Origin of the sequence: Vibrio sp. Vb1755 (assembly GCF_033338635.1) — a bacterium.
Classification (GTDB): domain Bacteria; phylum Pseudomonadota; class Gammaproteobacteria; order Enterobacterales; family Vibrionaceae; genus Vibrio; species Vibrio alginolyticus.
In genome coordinates this window covers 14072-31288 of record NZ_JAWOTA010000033.1, presented here as the reverse complement: position 1 = coordinate 31288, position 17217 = coordinate 14072, and the positions used below count along the sequence as shown (strand labels likewise).

Here is a 17217-nt window from a genome sequence, read left to right as displayed (position 1 = left end):
CGCATCTTATTTGATTATACCAATGACCGTAGCGAATCGTTCAACGTGATGCTGATACAGATCTAAGTAGATTGCTAGATTTGAACTCAGTAAAACAGTGCAATGAACTGCAACTATTGGTATTACGCCCCCATGGCACAGCTGGATAGCGCAGTCCCCTCCTAAGGGACAGGTCGTAGGTTCGAATCCTACTGGGGGCGCCATATCATAGCCTTAGCTCCCACTTGAGCTAAGGCTTTTTTGTATCTTCAATTTCAAGCCTCGCACTGCTCCCCCTAGTACACCGTGTTAGATAATCTTCCCAGTAATCAATATGATCGGATCGGGTGTTTCGGTTACGGGATAAACCCTTCTACTGATCTGACTTCTTCCCCTTGAAATCATTTCAACAAGCCCTATTTACAGTTTTGTATTTTATTACTTTAATTATCTATGAGTTTTGCTTACCCTTTTAGCTATTAATAAAATTATTAGTTAGCACTATGTCTAAGAGCAATTTAATAACTAACACTGGACACCGCTTTATTTCTAAAGGCAAGACAGCCTTTAAGATACATATCCATACCCCCGAGGATACGGTACTACACCGCTCGGTAGGATTTGTTCGTATTGGAGAAAAGAAAGGCTTACAAAAAGCCATTAAGCTGAGAAACGAGTTAGGCCGGCAAATGTGGGGCAAATTCTGGCGACGTCTTTTGAAAGACCCTTACCTAATGACTAGGCTTCCACATAGCGTTGAGCCTAAAATCGTTCACAAGCCTAACCCTACTCTTGAAAACCCTGACAACCGAGATACGTGTTACATCGCCAAGTGGCGAGAGTTCAATGATGACGGTGAGTATAAATATAAAACGGTGGTTCGCTCTATTAGTAAGTACGGCAAACTTGCCGCCTACATGCAAACCAAAAAAGCGTTGTTAGAAGCACATAAAGATAACTTGGAGATCCTGACATTTATGGGGCGTTTAAACAGCATTGATCTTAAGTAATACCTGGCCACTTTGAACATTTCAGTCAGTTTTTTGAAGAGAAATAAAAAGCCCCAAAGAGCGAACTCTTTGGGGCTTTCAGCTTCAGTCTTCTATACTACGGTCGAATAGGAGCTTATTGCTGAACTTGGTATTCAAATTCTGGAACAACGACTTCTACGCGACGGTTTTGTTGACGACCTTCACGAGTGTCGTTTGAAGCGATTGGGTTGTTTTCACCTTCGCCACGAGCTTGGATACGTGATGAATCAATACCTTTTTCAACGAGTGCGTTAGCAACAGACTCAGCACGTTTTTCAGAAACTTTTAGGTTGTAAGCTGCTGGACCAGACGTATCTGTGTAACCTACAACTTCAACGTTCGCTTGTGGGTGCTCGTTTAGGAAAGCAACTAGGTTATCAAGTTTTGCAGCGCTCTCTGGTTTTAGAGTTGTGCTGTTTAGATCGAAGCTACCTGTACCAATTGTTTGAGTTTCGAATGTTTTCGTAACTACAACTGGCTCTTCTACCACTTCTTCTACAACCACTTCTTCTACAACAACTGGCTCTTCTACGATTACTGGCTCATCGTTGCCGCCGAATTTGAAAGAAACACCTAGTGTTGCAGTGTTACCTGTCGCACGAGTTACATCGTTGCTGATGTCAGTCAGTGTTTGGTATTCCGCACGAGCTGTTACGTTTTGGCTTAGGTTGAATTCAAGACCAGCCGCGCCTAGGTAAGAGTAATCATCTTTGCCATCAAACATTACGTAAGCGCCACCCACTTTACCGTAAAGTGCGATGTCTTCAGTGATTGGTAGGCTAAATTTAGGAGCAAGAGTGATTGCTTCTACGTGGCCACCGAAAGAAGTTTGGTTAAAATCACCGATGTTGTCGAAACCCGCTTCTACTGCGAAGTATTTATTCATTTCGTAACCAACAAAAGCGCCAAGAGTAGAATCGTCTTTGTCACAAGCCTGGCCCGCTACACACGCGTCTTCCATCCATGACTTACCCATCTTACCACCAACGTATACTTCTGCTTGTGCTGCTGAAGCCATAAGTAGAGACGCTGAAATTACCGCTGCTAATTTTTTCATTATTGATTCCTCTAAAGAAGTTCTTTTGTTAGATGCCGAAATGCGCCGTCTGACTGACGTTGTATTTCAATTCTTTTTATTCATTCCTTGAGTGAGATACTTAGTCAGCTTCTTTTTATGCACATGCATTTTTTTTATGGAAGCAACTTACGTATATTTCCTGTTCAGTGATACATATCGCCATCTCGGTATCGCTGACGGGATGAACTATAACGCTAAGAAATCGCGAGAAAAATCCCAATTCTGTCAATTTATTGTCATCAAAAATCTCGACAACATGTGATCTTAAGCAAAAAAATCCCCACGCAATCACCACGCAAACGTTTGCTTTGTTTTTTGAAACAAAATAGCTAAAGCAAAGGTTTTTCTTAAAAATGAGACAAACAAAATGGAACTTTAAGGAACATGGATAAAAATCAATCAGATATTTGATATATAATCGCTCGTTTTTTATTCATGCCAACGATATTTGGATTAAAAAATCTTATCCATATTGAGGTAAATTACAGGTGAAACCATCTCTTCATTCACCAATATGAGAGAAAGTTTCTCGTTATCTAAATTGAAGATACAAAAAAGCCGCGGTTGCTCACCGCGGCTTTGTGACTATTTATTCAAAAGAACGTTCAGTTCAAAGCAATTATGCGTTTGCTTCACGCTCAGCAATGAACTCAAGCGCCATCTTAATGCGAGCAATACAACGCTCTTTTCCAACCAGCTCCATTACTGCATCGACAGAAGGAGACTGACCCCCGCCTGTTACAGCAACACGTAATGGCATACCGATTTTGCCCATGCCGATTTCCAACTCTTCACATACTGCTGCGATAACGCCATCTTTGATGTTCGCTGTCGTCCACTCAGTTAGTGCTTCCACTTTCGCTAATGCAAGTTCTAGAGGCTCTTTAGCCACGCCACGTAGGTGTTTCTTCGCTGCGCCCGCTTCAAACTCAGAGAAATCTTCATAGAAGTAACGGATTTGCTCAGCTAGCTCAACTAGTGTGTTGCAACGCTCACCCACTAGCTTGATCACGTCAGTGATAGCAGGACCATTCGTTACGTCTAGTTTTTGTTGATCTAGATGCCATTGTAGATGCTCAGCAACGTACGCAGGGTCTGAGTTCTTGATGTAGTGGTTGTTCAACCATTGCAGTTTGTCAGTGTTAAAAGCAGACGCTGACTTAGATACTGCGTTTAGGCTAAATAGATTGATCATCTCTTCTTGAGAGAAGATTTCTTGGTCCCCATGAGACCAACCAAGGCGCACTAGGTAGTTGTTTAGTGCCGCAGGCAGGTAGCCCATATCGCGGTATTGCATGACTGATACAGCGCCGTGACGTTTAGACAGTTTCGCGCCGTCATCACCCAGGATCATTGCACAGTGTGCAAATGTAGGTACTGGCGCACCTAGTGCTTCGTAGATGTTGATTTGACGAGGCGTGTTGTTGATGTGGTCTTCGCCACGAACAACGTGAGTGATACCCATGTCCCAGTCATCCACTACTACACAGAAGTTGTAAGTAGGTGAACCGTCAGTACGACGAATGATTAGGTCATCCATTTGATCGTTGCGGATTTCAATGCGACCACGGATTTGATCATCAAATACTACGCTACCTTCTTTCGGGTTACGGAAACGGATAACACATGGATCGCCATCTTTTGCCGCTTCGTTTGCTGCTTTGATTTTTGGATGGTTAGCATCGTAGCGAGGCATTTCTTTATTTGCTTCTTGCTCTGCACGGATTTCATCTAGCAGCTCTTTAGACGCGTAACATTTGTAAGCTTTGTCTTCAGCAAGAAGCTTATCAACCATTTCGTTGTAACGGTCAAAACGTTGAGTTTGGTAGTAAGGACCTTCATCCCACTCCAAGCCTAGCCATTCCATGCCTTCAAGAATTGCATCAACCGCTTCCTGAGAGTTACGCTCAAGGTCTGTATCTTCGATACGTAGAACGAATTCACCACCTTGGTTTTTAGCGTATAGCCAAGAGTAAAGTGCAGTACGCGCACCACCAACGTGTAGATAGCCAGTTGGGCTAGGAGCAAAACGAGTTTTAACCGTCATTTGAGTTCCTTAGGGGTAATGAGCAACGAGAGATCTCTCGTTGTAATGTCAAGGATAAAAGTGGCGACATTTTACCACCGTAAGTCAATTCTACAATCGGTTTGACAACAGAAATAAAAACAGGGCAGAACCAAAAAGGCACAGCCCTGCTATTTACTGTTAAAGCACGAGACGAAATTACTTCAGGTTACGCATTGCCCATTGCATAAATTCTTGCTGCTCTTCACGGCTCAATTCATTAAACGATGCTTTGATTGTTTTGGTTTCCGCTGGAGAAGACGCAATGCTTGCCTTAGTCGATTCTTTATTCATTGCGTTATTATAGTCGGCAACTTCTCGTTCGTAATCACGAAAACCTTGCAAACCACCTTTACGAAGTTGAACCATAGAGAATGCCACTTCTTTTCCGTTTTTGTCTTTCAATACCACTTTAGGATCGAGTTCGAAGGCTCTCGCCTCTTCAATAGTACGGAATGTTTGATAAGTCAGAGAAAGCTCGGTGTCTTTTTCTGCATCAAACTCTAATACCAGCGGCTGCGAATCGAATTTACGGCGCTTTCCATCTTCAAATACGATTTGTCCAACCGTTACCGCTAATTGGTTTTCCCCATCTTTTAACTCGATGCTGTTGTTCTTGGATATCCACTCAGGGTAGACGAACTCGCCGTTGAGAACGCGAGGAACTAATTCAGATTGCAGAGTGAGTTGAGCAGCAAAAGCTGGCGCCGAAAGCATTGCGCAAAGTCCGAGAAGTGTCGTTGTTTTTTTCATCATGGTTTCTCACTTTATACCAATTTAGATAAGCCTCTAAAATTTACAGGCCAGTCATTTCAAAGGCTTATTTGAATAAGTATCAAGATAAAAAGGGCGTTTCCGCCCTTTTAGCTGCTTCTTTAATTAGAAGTAGTATTCAACACCTACAGAGAACTCGTCGTAGTCAGCAGACTTCCAACGTGCTTCTGTTGGTTTATCTAATTGAGACGCACCGTCGCCAAAGTCTAGAGTACGAGCACGTACGTACAGCACTGCCGATGGGTCTACGAAATACATAACTTGTGCTGATAACACATCGTCCGCTGTATCGTTAATTTTCTTACCATCACGCTCTAGATCAAAGTTAGCGGCGTAAGCCAGTTTGTATTGCCAATCACCCGTGGTGTACATGATAGCGGCAGACATTGCATCTTGCTTTTCACTCACACCATTGCTTGCGTCCGCTTCCATGTATTTGTATTGCGCAAAGAAAGAGATCCCGTTATCAAACCAGCCTTGTGCCCCTACCAAGTACGTGTTGTTTTCCCACGTTTGGCTTTCCATCTTGATATTACGGTTACCTTCATATGCCGCATCTAACTGGATAGGACCAATTTTGTAGTGTGCTGCGATACCACCCCAGTAGTCATCCCCTTCACCTAGACCTGCTTTATCACCTGCACCAGCTGCGATATCTAGGGAGAATTTGTCAGCAAACATTGGAGAGTCCCAGCGGATAGTGTTTGATTGACGGTCTTGGTACTTGGCGCCACCAATAGCACCACCCCAGTCGTATACATCGCCGAGGCCAGGGTTAGATGCTGGCCAGTCAACCAATTCGTACATAGGTGTCAAAACACGACCCAGGCGAATTTGCCCCCAAGATGCACTTTCAAAACCGACGAATGTGTCACGTTCACCAAGACCTGCGCCCTCGCCACCAAAGCTAGGGTCTACATAACCGCCTTCGATTTGCCAAATAAAAGTAGGGTCGAAGTTAGCAAATTGTTTTTTACCACGGAAACCAATACGAGACTCGTTGTTTAGCTGCATGCCACCCAAATCATCGTCCGTTGCTTTGCTGCCAGAATCGTAATCGCGGTACGCGGCCTGCATCGCGATGATTCCGTAAACTTCATAAGAAAATGAATCTTTGGTTAGAAACTCTTTTGCTGCGTCACTGTTTGCACCATCAGCAAATGCAGCACCACTGAACATCATGCCGGTAATTGCCGTGGCAAGTAGGCTTTTCTTTAGGTAAGACATTATAAACCCCTATATTTTTAGTTTTTTCCATTTTCAAATTCACTAACTAGGACATGGCAGGAACTTGAAACAGTGTTTGGACGGGGCAAATATGACAAACTTTTTTCGCACTAAAAAACTTTCCCTACAGCAATCTGAGCGACTTCAAAATGAGAAGATCAAAAATAAAATAAATCAATAAAAAACAATTAGTTAAAATCAAATATAAAAAATAAAAAACGTTAAAAGTACGTTTTGACACTGAACTGACATTGAGAGCATCTAAAAAACGTGAGCGACTTCATTCATCTTTTAGGTGTTTTAACGGAACTTTATATTCAAAGAGAAAAAACCTTGAGATCACTCGCAAGTAAAATGACCGTGCACTTGTGGGATTCGAGAGATTTTGACGAAATTGTTGTGAGTAGCAAATGGGTATTGACCTTACCCTTGCAGGAAGGTTTAAGCTCATAGCATCACTACTATTGAGGTGCAGATTATGTATCAGTTAGTTATACCTTTATCAGGGCTCAACTGCATGGGCTGTGCGAGAAAAGTTGAGAATGCTTTACATGCGAATCACGATGTGGAGATCCTCAATTTGTCCCCGACGCAAGTAGAGGTCAAAACCGAGTCTTCTCTTAAAGAGCTCGTCTCGTCGATTGAATCTCTTGGTTACCAAGCAGGAAATCACTACGAACTAAACCTTTCAGGCTTAAGCTGTGGCGGTTGCGTCAAAAAACTTTCATCTTTATTAGAATCTAATCAAGACGTTATTTCTTTTGAGGCTTCAACAACGCACTTAGAGATTCGTACCCTCCTCTCCGAGCAACAAGTGATCGACTTAATAGCAACACTCGGCTATACCGCCAACCTTGATTCTGTTGAAGTAGAGAACGAAAGCTCACCAGAGACCGAACAGGTAGAACAGCAAAGCAATATTAAAGATACGCAGGTGCCACCAGCGAGTATTCAATTGCAAATGCTGATTCAAGGCATGACGTGTGCGAGTTGCGTATCTTCAGTAGAGAAAGCACTTACTAACGTGGAAGGTGTTGAGAAAGCACAGGTCAACCTTGCAGAACAAAGCGCACTAGTATTCGCAAGCCAAGACTCTGATGACCTCCTTAACGCAATTGTTGAATCGGTAAAACAAGCCGGTTACCAAGCAGAGATCCTACAAGACGCCGCAACCCAGCAAGAAAAGCAAGCACAGCAACAACGTCAGCAACAAAAACGCTTTAAACTGGATGCTATTGCTGGCCTTGTCGTCGGAGCCCCTTTAATGATTTGGGGCGTTGCTGGCGGCAATATGATGATTCGCAACACCAACGACCAATTAGCTTGGGGAGTGATCGGTATCGTATGTTTACTCCTTCTTGCCACAGCAGGGAAACACTTCTTCAGTAACGCTTGGTTAGCTGCTACTCACAAGCGCGCCACCATGGACACGTTAGTCGCGCTCGGTACTGGCGCAGCGTGGTTCTATTCGATGCTTGTGGTGATTTTCCCAGGCTGGTTCCCTCTTGCTTCACGCCACGTGTACTTTGAAGCGAGTGCAATGATCATCGGCTTAATTTCTCTTGGTCACTATATAGAAGCAAAAGCCAAAGCAAACACAACACGCTCATTGCAAGCTCTGATTAACCTGCAACCTCAGCAAGCTACGGTAATCACGGAACAAGGCGATCAACAAATAACGGTTGAGCAAATCACGCTAGGCATGAAACTGCGTATCAAACCAGGCGAGAAAGTGCCTGTTGATGGTGTTGTGATTCAAGGTGAATCATACATTGATGAGTCGATGCTCACTGGTGAACCAGTACCAGTGTTAAAAGCGCAAGAGGCTCAAGTGTCTGCTGGGACATTAAATACCGATGGTGGATTAGTCATTGAGGCAACGGGCATTGGCGCAAATACCATGCTGGCTCGTATCATCCGCATGGTGCGCACAGCGCAAAGCAGTAAGCCAGCCATCGCGAAACTGGCAGACCAGATTTCATCGGTGTTTGTCCCTGTCGTTGTTGGCATAGCAATACTGGCCGCGCTCGTTTGGTTTGCCGTTGGCCCAGAGCCAAAAGCGAGTTATATGCTGGTGGTCACCACAACCGTCCTGATCATCGCATGCCCTTGCGCTCTAGGCTTAGCAACCCCACTTTCTGTCACGGTGGGAGTGGGTAAAGCCGCAGAGCTCGGCATTCTGATCAAAGACGCCGACGCCCTGCAATTGGCAAGCAAAGTCGACACGGTTGTGTTCGACAAAACTGGCACTCTTACCCAAGGTAAACCTAGCGTTCAGCAAGTGTTTACTCACGCCACCAGCCAAGAAGATCTATTGGCTTTAGCGTATGCGGCAGAGCGTCAGTCTGAGCACCCACTGGCAAAAGCGGTATGTGATTACGCCAAACGACACGACGCAAAAGACGTCTCATTAGACAAGTTTGAGAACGTTCGCGGGCGCGGCATTTTGGCGACGTATCAAGATAAACCGCTGCTCATTGGTTCGCTTCAATTTATGCAAGCAGAGAACGTCGAGACTAGCGCACTAAAACCTGCCATCGATGAATGCGCAAAAAATGCGTGGACTCCGGTAGCTGTGGCATTGAACGGCGAACTGATCGGTCTGATCGCCATTGCCGACCCGCTCAAATCAGATGCGAAACAAGCGCTCTCTGCATTAAAATCGCAAGGCATCAAAACGGTAATGCTGACGGGCGATAACCAACACGTTGCCAATGCTATCGGCCAAGAACTTGGTATTGATGAAGTGATTGCCCAAGTAATGCCAGATGAGAAAGCTCAGCACATTGAGCAACTTCAATCTCAAGGACATGTCGTGGCAATGGTGGGGGATGGCATTAACGACGCCCCTGCTCTCGCCTTAGCCAACCTTGGTATTGCCATGGGTAGCGGCAGTGATGTCGCCATTGAAAGTTCGCAAATGACCATCCTGAACACGTCACCAATGGCGGTAGTACATGCGATTGAACTCTCTCGCGCTACACTTAAGAACATGAAGCAAAACCTATTTGGTGCCTTTGTTTACAACTCGTTGGGTATTCCAGTTGCCGCAGGTGTGCTTTACCCAGCGTTTGGATTTTTGCTCAGTCCTGTTGTCGCAGGAGCGGCAATGGCACTGTCTTCAATTACTGTCGTTAGTAATGCAAATCGACTACGACTGTTTTCAGTAAAGTAACCACTTCTTTTTGAGGGTATTATGAAGTTGAAACTATTGACCTTTGCAATGCTTGCGACCGTGTCCGCCAACGTATTGGCAGCCGATGTCATTAACCACAAATCGCCATACTGTGGCTGTTGTGGAGAATGGACAAAACACATGGAAGAGAACGGCTTTACGGTCGAAGAAAAATTGCACGATGACATGAACGCCATCAAACGCGAGCTAGGCATCAAGAACGAACAGCTTTACTCTTGCCACACGGCAGAGATCAACGGCTATCTGTTCGAAGGTCACATTCCAGCCGAAGACATTAAAGCGTTTTTGAAAAATCCACCACGTAACGCAAAAGGCCTATCAGTACCGGGCATGCCAATGGGCTCCCCTGGTATGGAATATGGCGACAAAAAAGACAGCTACACCGTTTACGCCTTTAACGAAAAAGGCCAAGTGTTCGAATATAGCCACCACGAAGGCAACGACCAATAAAAACAAAGCCCAGCGAGATAAACCGTTGGGCTTTTTCTTAATGGACAGTTAAGACAAATATAAAATTAGAAGCCGTAAGAGGCACCAAATACAAAAGCGTTATTCACTAGGCTGTCACCACTCGCGTTTTCTGCACCGTGTGCTTGACTACGGAACTCAAAGTAAGGTTGAACACCTTTACGAGTCCACGTTGCACGAAGCTCGTGGTCCATGGTTTCCGCTTCAATCATGTAGACGTTGTTGTAGCTTAGCGTCACATCCTCATTCATCACGTAACCGATGCGGTTGTCCATGCGGTAATCTGTATCCGCATCTGCGCCTGTCGCATCAATGTGCGCACGAGTACGGTTACTTAAGGAGATGCCGTTATCGAAGTTGTAACCGATCTTAACCAATGGACGGTACTGTACGTTCTCGCCAGCAGAGAACAGGTGTTGGTAACCCGCGGCAACCCATAAATGATCGGTAATATTAAATGACTGCTCACCACCCACAGTGATTGCTGGTGTTGTGTTACCTGCGCCACCGTTTTCTGTTTCCAGTTTACCCAACTGAATACCATCAAATTCGGTGTAAACCGTAAAGCCGCCGAATTGGTTATCAAAAGTATGACCAGCTTCCAGTGTAGACGTAACGTCCGAACCATGAATTCGACCATCATCGTGGAATTGAACATTACCTGTTACGTAAGAAGAACCAGCAAAAGCGTTAGAAGCGAAAGCGAGAGAAAGAGCACTCAGTGCAAAAATGTTTTTCATAATTACTGCCTTTATTTATTCACGTTATGCGATAGTTTTAGAGGGCATCTCTTCCCTTTTATCGCAAACTTTGGAATGTGCCTCCTTGGCGTTCGCAATATTGTTTTAATTAATTCGCGATGGAAAATAAAACATTTTAAAAAGTGATCTTGTTCAAACCGAGCTCAACAACCCTGATAAAAACATGGGAAATACAGGCACTTATCGTATTTTTATAAAATTATTCAAAAAATAGAAGTGTGATCATAAACAGGTTGTTTATTGATATTTAGCAGATTAAGTCGATCCAGTTCACAATAACCTTGACCATTACAACCAAAAACTTATTTATCAATGAAAAATAACTAGACATCGATCACGCTTAATTTCCTCAAAAAATAAAGAAAGCCCCAACATGATGTTGAGGCTTTGCCAAAAAATTAACTTACAAGAATCGAGTTATTTCACGCTGGTCACTCGACTTGCTTTCTCACCGGTTGCTGACACAGAACGGATAAACATTTCACCTTTCACATTTGGACGAGCATTATCTGCGTAAGTTAGCCAGTTCTTGCCGTCTAGAGAGTATTGAAGCTTCACACCCGGGAACTGAACGTTCATTGCCAGTTTACCCTCTTCAACTTTCGCGCCTGGTACAGGTAGACGGTAGTCGATACCTGATTTCTCTAGCTTAGCCAGTTCACGTTGGCCAAGTACGTTCGCAAAGCGGTTGTAGTCTTGGTTTAGCGCAGCTTTGTCTACTAGGTTAGAGCTTTGCGAGTATTCAACACCCACTTTGTAGTCGTTTTCCCAATCAGCACGGTGCCATGCACGCTCAGCTGCTGCTAGTACGCGAGGGAATACCATGTACTCATATTGCTCATCGTTGCGTACTGTCTCAGACCAAAGCTGTGCTGATAGGCCATAGAATGGTTTCGCTTCGATATCACCTTTACCAGTGAAGCCATTGCCATCACGGTCTATAGAGGTTTCTGCGTTCTGAGGCATGTTCTCTGGTGCAAAGCCAAACATCTTACGAGTATCTGTTGCACGTGTAGCCCAGTAGTAACCACGCTCTTTCGGGTCAACTTCGTACGGCATGTCCATGTACACGTAGTCTGGGTTAGAAACGATCACGTCGTAACCTTTCTTAGACCATTCGTACACTGATGATGTGCCACCCCAGTAAAGAACGTCCCAGAAGTTAACACGCGTGTTTTCTGTTGCGAACGCTTTCTCACCTTCACTGTATTTAAGACCATCTTGCCAAGCTTGGAAGTTTGGAATGCCTTTCTCTGCCACCATCTTCGACACTTCTTCTGCAAAGTGGCTTGGTAGATGAGCAAAATCGCTTACCGTACCGTCTGCAATTAGCGTCTGACATTGTGGAGACTGTGCGAATGGCTTGTCTTGCTTAGACAAATCAATGTTACCCTTCCAGCTTACTTTGTCTTCTGCGTTGATATCTTGCAGACCAGCGCCTAGCTTGATGTTCTTCGCTTCGTCACCACCAAAGTGCCATGTTGTTAGCGGCGTGCCCGCTTCTTGGTGCATTGCTGCTACTTCTGAAATCACTTTATCAACAAAGCGAGTTGAAGATTCCATACATGGGTTGATGAAGCTTTGCTTGTTGTAGAACTGAACCGTCGTTACGTTCGATGTATCTTGAGGGTCCATCAGGCGGTACTCGTTCGCTTCGGCTTCTTTGCCTTCTTCCATCAGACGGTCGTAACGTGCTTCCATTGATATCACTGCTGCACGTGCGTGCGCTGGCATATCGATTTCAGGAATCACTTCGATGTTACGCGCTTTCGCGTACTTCAAGATGTCCACGTAGTCTGCTTTGCTGAAGAAGCCAGAGCCAAAGTTGTCTGTCGTTGCGCCTGAGCCAAGCTGAGGCAGTAAACAGCTTTTCTCTTCCAAATCGAAACAACGGTTAGCACCCACTTCAGTCAGCTCAGGCAGACCCGGGATTTCTAAACGCCAGCCTTCATCATCCGTTAGGTGAAGGTGTAGTTTGTTCATCTTGTACGCGGCCATTTGGTCAAGCGTTGCAAGAATTGCGTCTTTAGAGTGGAAGTTACGAGCCACGTCCACCATCACACCACGGTAATCAAAACGCGGCGCATCTTTAATAGACAGTTGTGGTAGAGAATCAGCATTTTGGCTATCTACCAGGCCAAAGATAGATTGTACTGCGTAGAAAGCACCTGCTTGGTCAAACGCTTTAATCGCAATACCGTCGCCTTTGATGCTCATTTCGTAAGCACCAGATTTTGCCAATTCACCGGTGAAGTCTGCAGGAACAACAGTGATGCTTACAGGAAGATCACCACGAACATCCACACCTACCACTTCTGCACGACCTTGAATTGCTGCGTATTGAGCCGCATCGAATGCGTCTTTAGGCAGCGCAATACCCGCCGCGATATCTACCGTACCTTTACCTGCTTCAACAGACATTGGCGTTGGTAGTAACGTGGTTGATACGTCTTGTTTTGCTAGATCTTCGTTCTTCTCGAAACGAGACACAGCGCTCGCAAATACGTTGTTGTCATCTGGCGTACGTTTTAGGTTGTTACCCTCAAGGCCAGTCACGAAAGATGCAACGTCTTCTGTGTTAAGAGAAGCGATCATCTTAGGCTCTGCATTTGGTGCAGCAACGAAAGCGCCTGGCATGAAGTCAGTTTCAAATAGCTGCCAGTATTCAGCAACAAGAGGAAGCACAACCTCTTCACCCGCAGCAAAACCATCAAACTTATCTGTTGGTTCTAGTTTGTGTAGATCACCCGTTACGCGAGAGATTTTAAACTGTTCGTTTTCAACATCCAGAATCAGACGAATGCTATGGAAGTAAATAGCCCAATCTTTTGAGTCAACCGCTTCACCTTGGTTAACCAGCGTCATGTTTACCTTGTTACAAGACGCCCACTCAGCCCCTAAGTCCTGACAAGCAAGACCTTCGTTTGCACCGTGGTTAGTCAACACTTGGTATTGAATATCAAGATTATTAGCCAACGAATTTACAACTTGTTGTTCAGAGCTTTGCAGCGCAGAGCAACCTGCTAATGTAGTGATAACAGAAACAGCAATCAGACTAGGTTTAAACATCTTACTTCCCCAAAAAAGTCAGTGGTTCAAAACGACAATGATAAAAATCTCGGCCCCTCAAATGCGAGGTGCCTAACCGTTACATTCAACATACAACCTGTTATTTCTAAGCGTAAAATAAATAGAAATAGGAAGTGATCCAGTTCAAAAAATGACACTCAGAAAAAATAATAAAAACCTAATTTTCATGGGGTTACAATACACGTCAAAATCGAACAACTTGTTTTGACGAGTTTGCTGCGATCTAGGTCACTTATATTCATGAGTTACGACTGATTTTGTAAGATTTGGATCACGCCTAATTATTTTGTGAGCCATTAGTAAGCGAATTACCTATTTACCTTTCGTGAAGTGACTCTCATTTATTCGTCGTCAAAACTCGTCAATATTTTTAGAAATGACGATTTTGTCGAATACCCCACTGGAGAAATTGCACTTAACCTCACGCTATTTTGCGTATAAAGTTTAAAGGTATCTTATCTGAGGACCATTCTATGTTTCGTCTCTTGACGCTCATATCATCTCTACTTGTTACTTTGACTCCTTTTTCATCTTATGCAGAGCCACAGCATTGGTTAGCAAAAAAAGGGGAAACCGAACTTATGATTATTGGCTCGGTACATGTGGGGGATAAAACGATGTACCCACTCCCTAGAACGGTCATCCAGCATTTAAGCCAAAGCACAGGGTTGATTATTGAAGCAGACGTCAGGAATTCTGAAGGCTTGGTTTACCCACAAACAACCATTCTTTCTAAAGATGTTTTAGACAGAGCTCAACGTCGCCACTTAATTGAAATTGCCCAAGATTTAGGTTTGCCAGAAACTCAACTCCTAAATTCCCCACCTTGGATGGCCGCATTCACCATCCAACTCGCTTTAGTCAACAAACTGGGGTATGTCTCTGATAAAGGGGTCGACATGCACTTAATAGGACTCGCTGATAAAAAGCAAATCCCGGTCATTCCACTAGAGTCCGTGCAATTCCAAATCGATTTAATCGCAGGTCAATCAGAAGGCGGTAAAGAGATACTTCTCTCATCAATTGAAGAATATGATGGCGGAGAAGAGTTGGTTCAATGCTTGATAGAGAGTTGGAAGAGTGGTGATGGTAGCATGTTGGTCGAAGCCTCTTTGACCGATCATACAACAGAAGAGTTTAACCAAGCCTTTTTATACGAGCGTAATCGAGATTGGGCTAAAAAACTCGACACTGGCAGTGTTCTACCTCAGCAATCGGGTCGTTACACCGTTGTTGTTGGTGGCTTGCATTTAGTAGGTAAAGATAACCTGATTGAACTGCTTAAAAATCGGGGATTTAACATCAAACCACTGGGTAAGACGCGCCAAGCAAATTGTGATATCTAGTGATTGTTTGAAAAATGCCATTTAAATACAACCATTTAAAATTCATTCAAACTTTCTTATAAAACGCCGTTAAGCTAAGTGGATACAAAACAACTCATATGAAATTTAAATATTTATTCCTATACACGATTGGAATTATGCTCACTTCTTCGCTGTCTTATGCTAAACCGCCATGCAACGTAGAAGCTTTTCAAGCTATTGATATAACTCCGGAAGTAAAAGGCGGTGTTTTAGATAAAGAGAGTGGTCAATTTCTTATTACCGAAAAACCAATGATGCGTTGCGCGAACATCACGTTTTCAACAGCCCACACTCGAAATCGCGTTGCACATATGATGAACCAAGGCTTTGAAGCGGTTTACTATGATGGAAATACAAGCAAATCTCACTCAGTAACGTTTGATGAAGACGATTTAAAAGCGGGTTACGTCAAGATTGGGCCAAATCACCCAAAGACCGCTTATGTCTGTTTCACTACTTCTGAAACTCCTATCAATACTATCTCGTGTGACATCAAGTAATAAATTTACTCGCTCTTAAAAAATGAAAAGGCCCTACATTTCTGTAGAGCCTTCCTCTCAATACGTGTCGGTGAAGAGCCATGTTCTAACTTCAAGCGAACCCCATTTGGTTCGATACTATTGAAGTCTAAAATTACTAGCACTAAAAACGACGAAAGCCTGCTCATTGAGCAGGCTTTCTGAAAGTGGTCGGTGAAGTAGGGATTCGACGCGACTGGGCTTCCAGAGGACTGGCATTCCAGACCCCGATCCTCTGGTTCCAAATAAATATCACCAAATACGAAAAAGGCTCTACATTTCTGTAGAGCCTTTTTCTCAATATGTGTCGATGAAGAGCCATATTCTAACTTCAGGCGAACTCCATTTGGTTCGCTACTATCAAAGTCAAATTTGCTGCCGCTAAAACGACGAAAGCCTGCTCATTGAGCAGGCTTTCTGAAAGTGGTCGGTGAAGAGGGATTCGAACCCCCGACCCTCTGGTCCCAAACCAGATGCGCTACCAAGCTGCGCTATTCACCGAGATGTTTAACTGAGGAATTGTCCCCGTCAACGAGTGCGTATATTACGGATTCTGAACTGTGGCGCAAGTGCTTTTTACAAAAAAACCTTAGGTCTTAATTCGTTTGATGAATAACTGAACACTAGCACGTAAAATGTGACTGATAACTCACAACAAAATACAGTTTATTAACCTTAGCAACATAATTGATCCAGATCAGTGTGCAACAAGACACCGCCATTTAGTTTATTCCTGTCGGGAACATCTTGGAGGAAACGTATGGACTTTTGGCTTGATCTCCTATTTGGTAATGCAGTGGGTCTATCGTCAATGATAGTAATTTTTGGGGCAATTGGTCTGATGTTATTTTACGGCGGTTTCTTCATATACAAGATCATGAACGACAAATCTCCTCACTAGATCTCGCTTAGCTCTAGAAACGCTTTGCACCGGAGTCGGTTACTTGCCTACTCCGGTTTTTTATTTGATCTCAATGCACCACTCATTGATATAATCCTATTATTCTTCCCTGTTCTTAATGAGATTACTGCTATGTCTCACGACGACGATTTTGATCTATTTCAACAGATGATGGGCGATGTAAAGCCAATCACTCAAGACACCACCGAACACAAAAAAGTACACCAAGTAACAGAAGCACAGCTCGCAAAACGAGAAGCAGCAATCTGGTTAACGGAAGATGACCCAGAATACCTATCACTTGATCACGCTGAAATGCTCAAGCCAGAGGACTTTGTTGAGTTCAAACGTGATGGTGTACAGGACGGGGTTTACCGCAAACTTCGCCTTGGTAAGTATCCAATCCAAGCTCGCTTGGATTTGCACCGTAAAACATTGAAAGAAGCACGTGATGAAGTCGTGACGTTTTTAAAGCAATGCCTATCAATGGACATTAGAACGGTCGTTATCGTCCATGGTCGAGGAGAACGCTCAAATCCACCTGCAATGATGAAAAGCTTTGTTAGCAGTTGGCTACGACAAATAAAGGAAGTCCAATGCGTCCATAGTGCGCAACGCTTTCACGGTGGAACTGGAGCCGTTTACGTCCTACTTAGAAAAAGTGCGGAAAAGAAATTAGAAACCCGCGAACGTCACCAAAAACGGTTAGGCTAAATTTCACCCTAATGCTAGAATGCCCGCCCTTATTCTTCCTTCCCCTTA

Annotated in this window: 13 protein-coding genes and 2 tRNA genes; 8 read left to right on the top strand and 7 right to left on the bottom strand. The window is 44.0% G+C overall.

What is annotated here, in order from left to right; translation table 11 throughout:
* Positions 1-126 precede the first annotated feature (126 nt).
* Both R7E00_RS20270 and R7E00_RS20265 read left to right on the top strand, forming a co-directional pair.
* A tRNA-Arg gene (locus tag R7E00_RS20270) sits at positions 127-203 on the top strand.
* 279 nt (positions 204-482) lie between these two features.
* A complete protein-coding gene (locus R7E00_RS20265) occupies positions 483-989 on the top strand; it encodes a hypothetical protein (RefSeq protein ID WP_005382011.1) in 507 nt (168 codons plus the stop codon).
* A 115-nt stretch (positions 990-1104) separates the two neighbouring features.
* Here R7E00_RS20265 and R7E00_RS20260 read toward each other — a convergent pair whose 3' ends face one another.
* From R7E00_RS20260 to chiP, 4 genes are all read right to left on the bottom strand, one after another.
* Entirely contained in the window at positions 1105-2067 is a 963-nt protein-coding gene (locus R7E00_RS20260; protein ID WP_005382010.1) for an OmpA family protein, read from the bottom strand.
* A 640-nt stretch (positions 2068-2707) separates the two neighbouring features.
* On the bottom strand, positions 2708-4135 hold the full coding sequence (gltX, locus tag R7E00_RS20255) for a glutamate--tRNA ligase (protein ID WP_005384075.1): 1428 nt from the start codon (positions 4133-4135) through the stop codon (positions 2708-2710).
* Between the two features lie 177 nt (positions 4136-4312).
* Positions 4313-4909: a DUF2057 domain-containing protein gene (locus R7E00_RS20250; RefSeq protein WP_005382008.1), complete on the bottom strand. Its 597-nt coding sequence runs from the start codon at positions 4907-4909 to the stop codon at positions 4313-4315.
* A 123-nt stretch (positions 4910-5032) separates the two neighbouring features.
* Positions 5033-6154, bottom strand: a complete 1122-nt coding sequence (gene chiP, locus R7E00_RS20245; RefSeq protein ID WP_005382007.1) for a chitoporin — start codon at positions 6152-6154, stop codon at positions 5033-5035.
* 478 nt (positions 6155-6632) lie between these two features.
* Here chiP and R7E00_RS20240 point away from each other — a divergent pair, with 478 nt between their 5' ends.
* Together R7E00_RS20240 and R7E00_RS20235 are read left to right on the top strand one after the other, a co-directional pair.
* On the top strand, positions 6633-9329 hold the full coding sequence (locus R7E00_RS20240) for a heavy metal translocating P-type ATPase (RefSeq protein WP_262606271.1): 2697 nt from the start codon (positions 6633-6635) through the stop codon (positions 9327-9329).
* A gap of 21 nt (positions 9330-9350) precedes the next feature.
* The gene (locus R7E00_RS20235; RefSeq protein WP_047102912.1) at positions 9351-9800 is read left to right on the top strand and encodes a DUF411 domain-containing protein; all 450 of its coding nucleotides are present in this window, start codon (positions 9351-9353) and stop codon (positions 9798-9800) included.
* 65 nt (positions 9801-9865) lie between these two features.
* Here the strand turns inward: R7E00_RS20235 and R7E00_RS20230 are convergent, their stop codons facing one another.
* Both R7E00_RS20230 and R7E00_RS20225 read right to left on the bottom strand, forming a co-directional pair.
* Positions 9866-10558 carry an oligogalacturonate-specific porin KdgM family protein gene (locus R7E00_RS20230; RefSeq protein WP_206971054.1) on the bottom strand — a complete coding sequence of 231 codons (693 nt, stop codon included), beginning with the start codon at positions 10556-10558 and terminating at the stop codon, positions 9866-9868.
* A gap of 438 nt (positions 10559-10996) precedes the next feature.
* Positions 10997-13648, bottom strand: a complete 2652-nt coding sequence (locus tag R7E00_RS20225; RefSeq protein ID WP_262606270.1) for a beta-N-acetylhexosaminidase — start codon at positions 13646-13648, stop codon at positions 10997-10999.
* Between the two features lie 494 nt (positions 13649-14142).
* Between R7E00_RS20225 and R7E00_RS20220 the strand changes: the two genes are divergently transcribed.
* Positions 14143-15015, top strand: a complete 873-nt coding sequence (locus tag R7E00_RS20220) for a TraB/GumN family protein (protein WP_054576682.1) — start codon at positions 14143-14145, stop codon at positions 15013-15015.
* 137 nt (positions 15016-15152) lie between these two features.
* Complete coding sequence (locus R7E00_RS20215) at positions 15153-15536, top strand: hypothetical protein (protein WP_005384085.1); 384 nt, start codon at positions 15153-15155, stop codon at positions 15534-15536.
* Between the two features lie 442 nt (positions 15537-15978).
* On the opposite strand, the gene R7E00_RS20210 is transcribed toward R7E00_RS20215, so the two are convergent.
* A tRNA-Pro gene (locus R7E00_RS20210) sits at positions 15979-16055 on the bottom strand.
* 259 nt (positions 16056-16314) lie between these two features.
* Between R7E00_RS20210 and R7E00_RS20205 the strand changes: the two genes are divergently transcribed.
* Together R7E00_RS20205 and smrA are read left to right on the top strand one after the other, a co-directional pair.
* The gene (locus R7E00_RS20205) at positions 16315-16455 is read left to right on the top strand and encodes a DUF3149 domain-containing protein (RefSeq protein WP_005382236.1); all 141 of its coding nucleotides are present in this window, start codon (positions 16315-16317) and stop codon (positions 16453-16455) included.
* Positions 16456-16587: 132 nt separating this feature from the next.
* On the top strand, positions 16588-17169 hold the full coding sequence (gene smrA / locus R7E00_RS20200; protein ID WP_005382233.1) for a DNA endonuclease SmrA: 582 nt from the start codon (positions 16588-16590) through the stop codon (positions 17167-17169).
* Positions 17170-17217: the final 48 nt, after the last annotated feature.

Bases quoted from the DNA above. Each gene is read 5' to 3' on its own strand.
- R7E00_RS20240 (WP_262606271.1), top strand. From the start codon at position 6,633: ATGTATCAGTTAGTTATACCTTTATCAGGGCTCAACTGCATGGGCTGT.
- smrA (WP_005382233.1), top strand. From the start codon at position 16,588: ATGTCTCACGACGACGATTTTGATCTATTTCAACAGATGATGGGCGAT.
- R7E00_RS20225 (WP_262606270.1), bottom strand. From the start codon at position 13,648: ATGTTTAAACCTAGTCTGATTGCTGTTTCTGTTATCACTACATTAGCA.
- R7E00_RS20265 (WP_005382011.1), top strand. From the start codon at position 483: ATGTCTAAGAGCAATTTAATAACTAACACTGGACACCGCTTTATTTCT.
- R7E00_RS20215 (WP_005384085.1), top strand. From the start codon at position 15,153: ATGCTCACTTCTTCGCTGTCTTATGCTAAACCGCCATGCAACGTAGAA.
- R7E00_RS20235 (WP_047102912.1), top strand. From the start codon at position 9,351: ATGAAGTTGAAACTATTGACCTTTGCAATGCTTGCGACCGTGTCCGCC.
- gltX (WP_005384075.1), bottom strand. From the start codon at position 4,135: ATGACGGTTAAAACTCGTTTTGCTCCTAGCCCAACTGGCTATCTACAC.
- R7E00_RS20260 (WP_005382010.1), bottom strand. From the start codon at position 2,067: ATGAAAAAATTAGCAGCGGTAATTTCAGCGTCTCTACTTATGGCTTCA.
- R7E00_RS20220 (WP_054576682.1), top strand. From the start codon at position 14,143: ATGTTTCGTCTCTTGACGCTCATATCATCTCTACTTGTTACTTTGACT.
- chiP (WP_005382007.1), bottom strand. From the start codon at position 6,154: ATGTCTTACCTAAAGAAAAGCCTACTTGCCACGGCAATTACCGGCATG.
- R7E00_RS20205 (WP_005382236.1), top strand. From the start codon at position 16,315: ATGGACTTTTGGCTTGATCTCCTATTTGGTAATGCAGTGGGTCTATCG.
- R7E00_RS20250 (WP_005382008.1), bottom strand. From the start codon at position 4,909: ATGATGAAAAAAACAACGACACTTCTCGGACTTTGCGCAATGCTTTCG.
- R7E00_RS20230 (WP_206971054.1), bottom strand. From the start codon at position 10,558: ATGAAAAACATTTTTGCACTGAGTGCTCTTTCTCTCGCTTTCGCTTCT.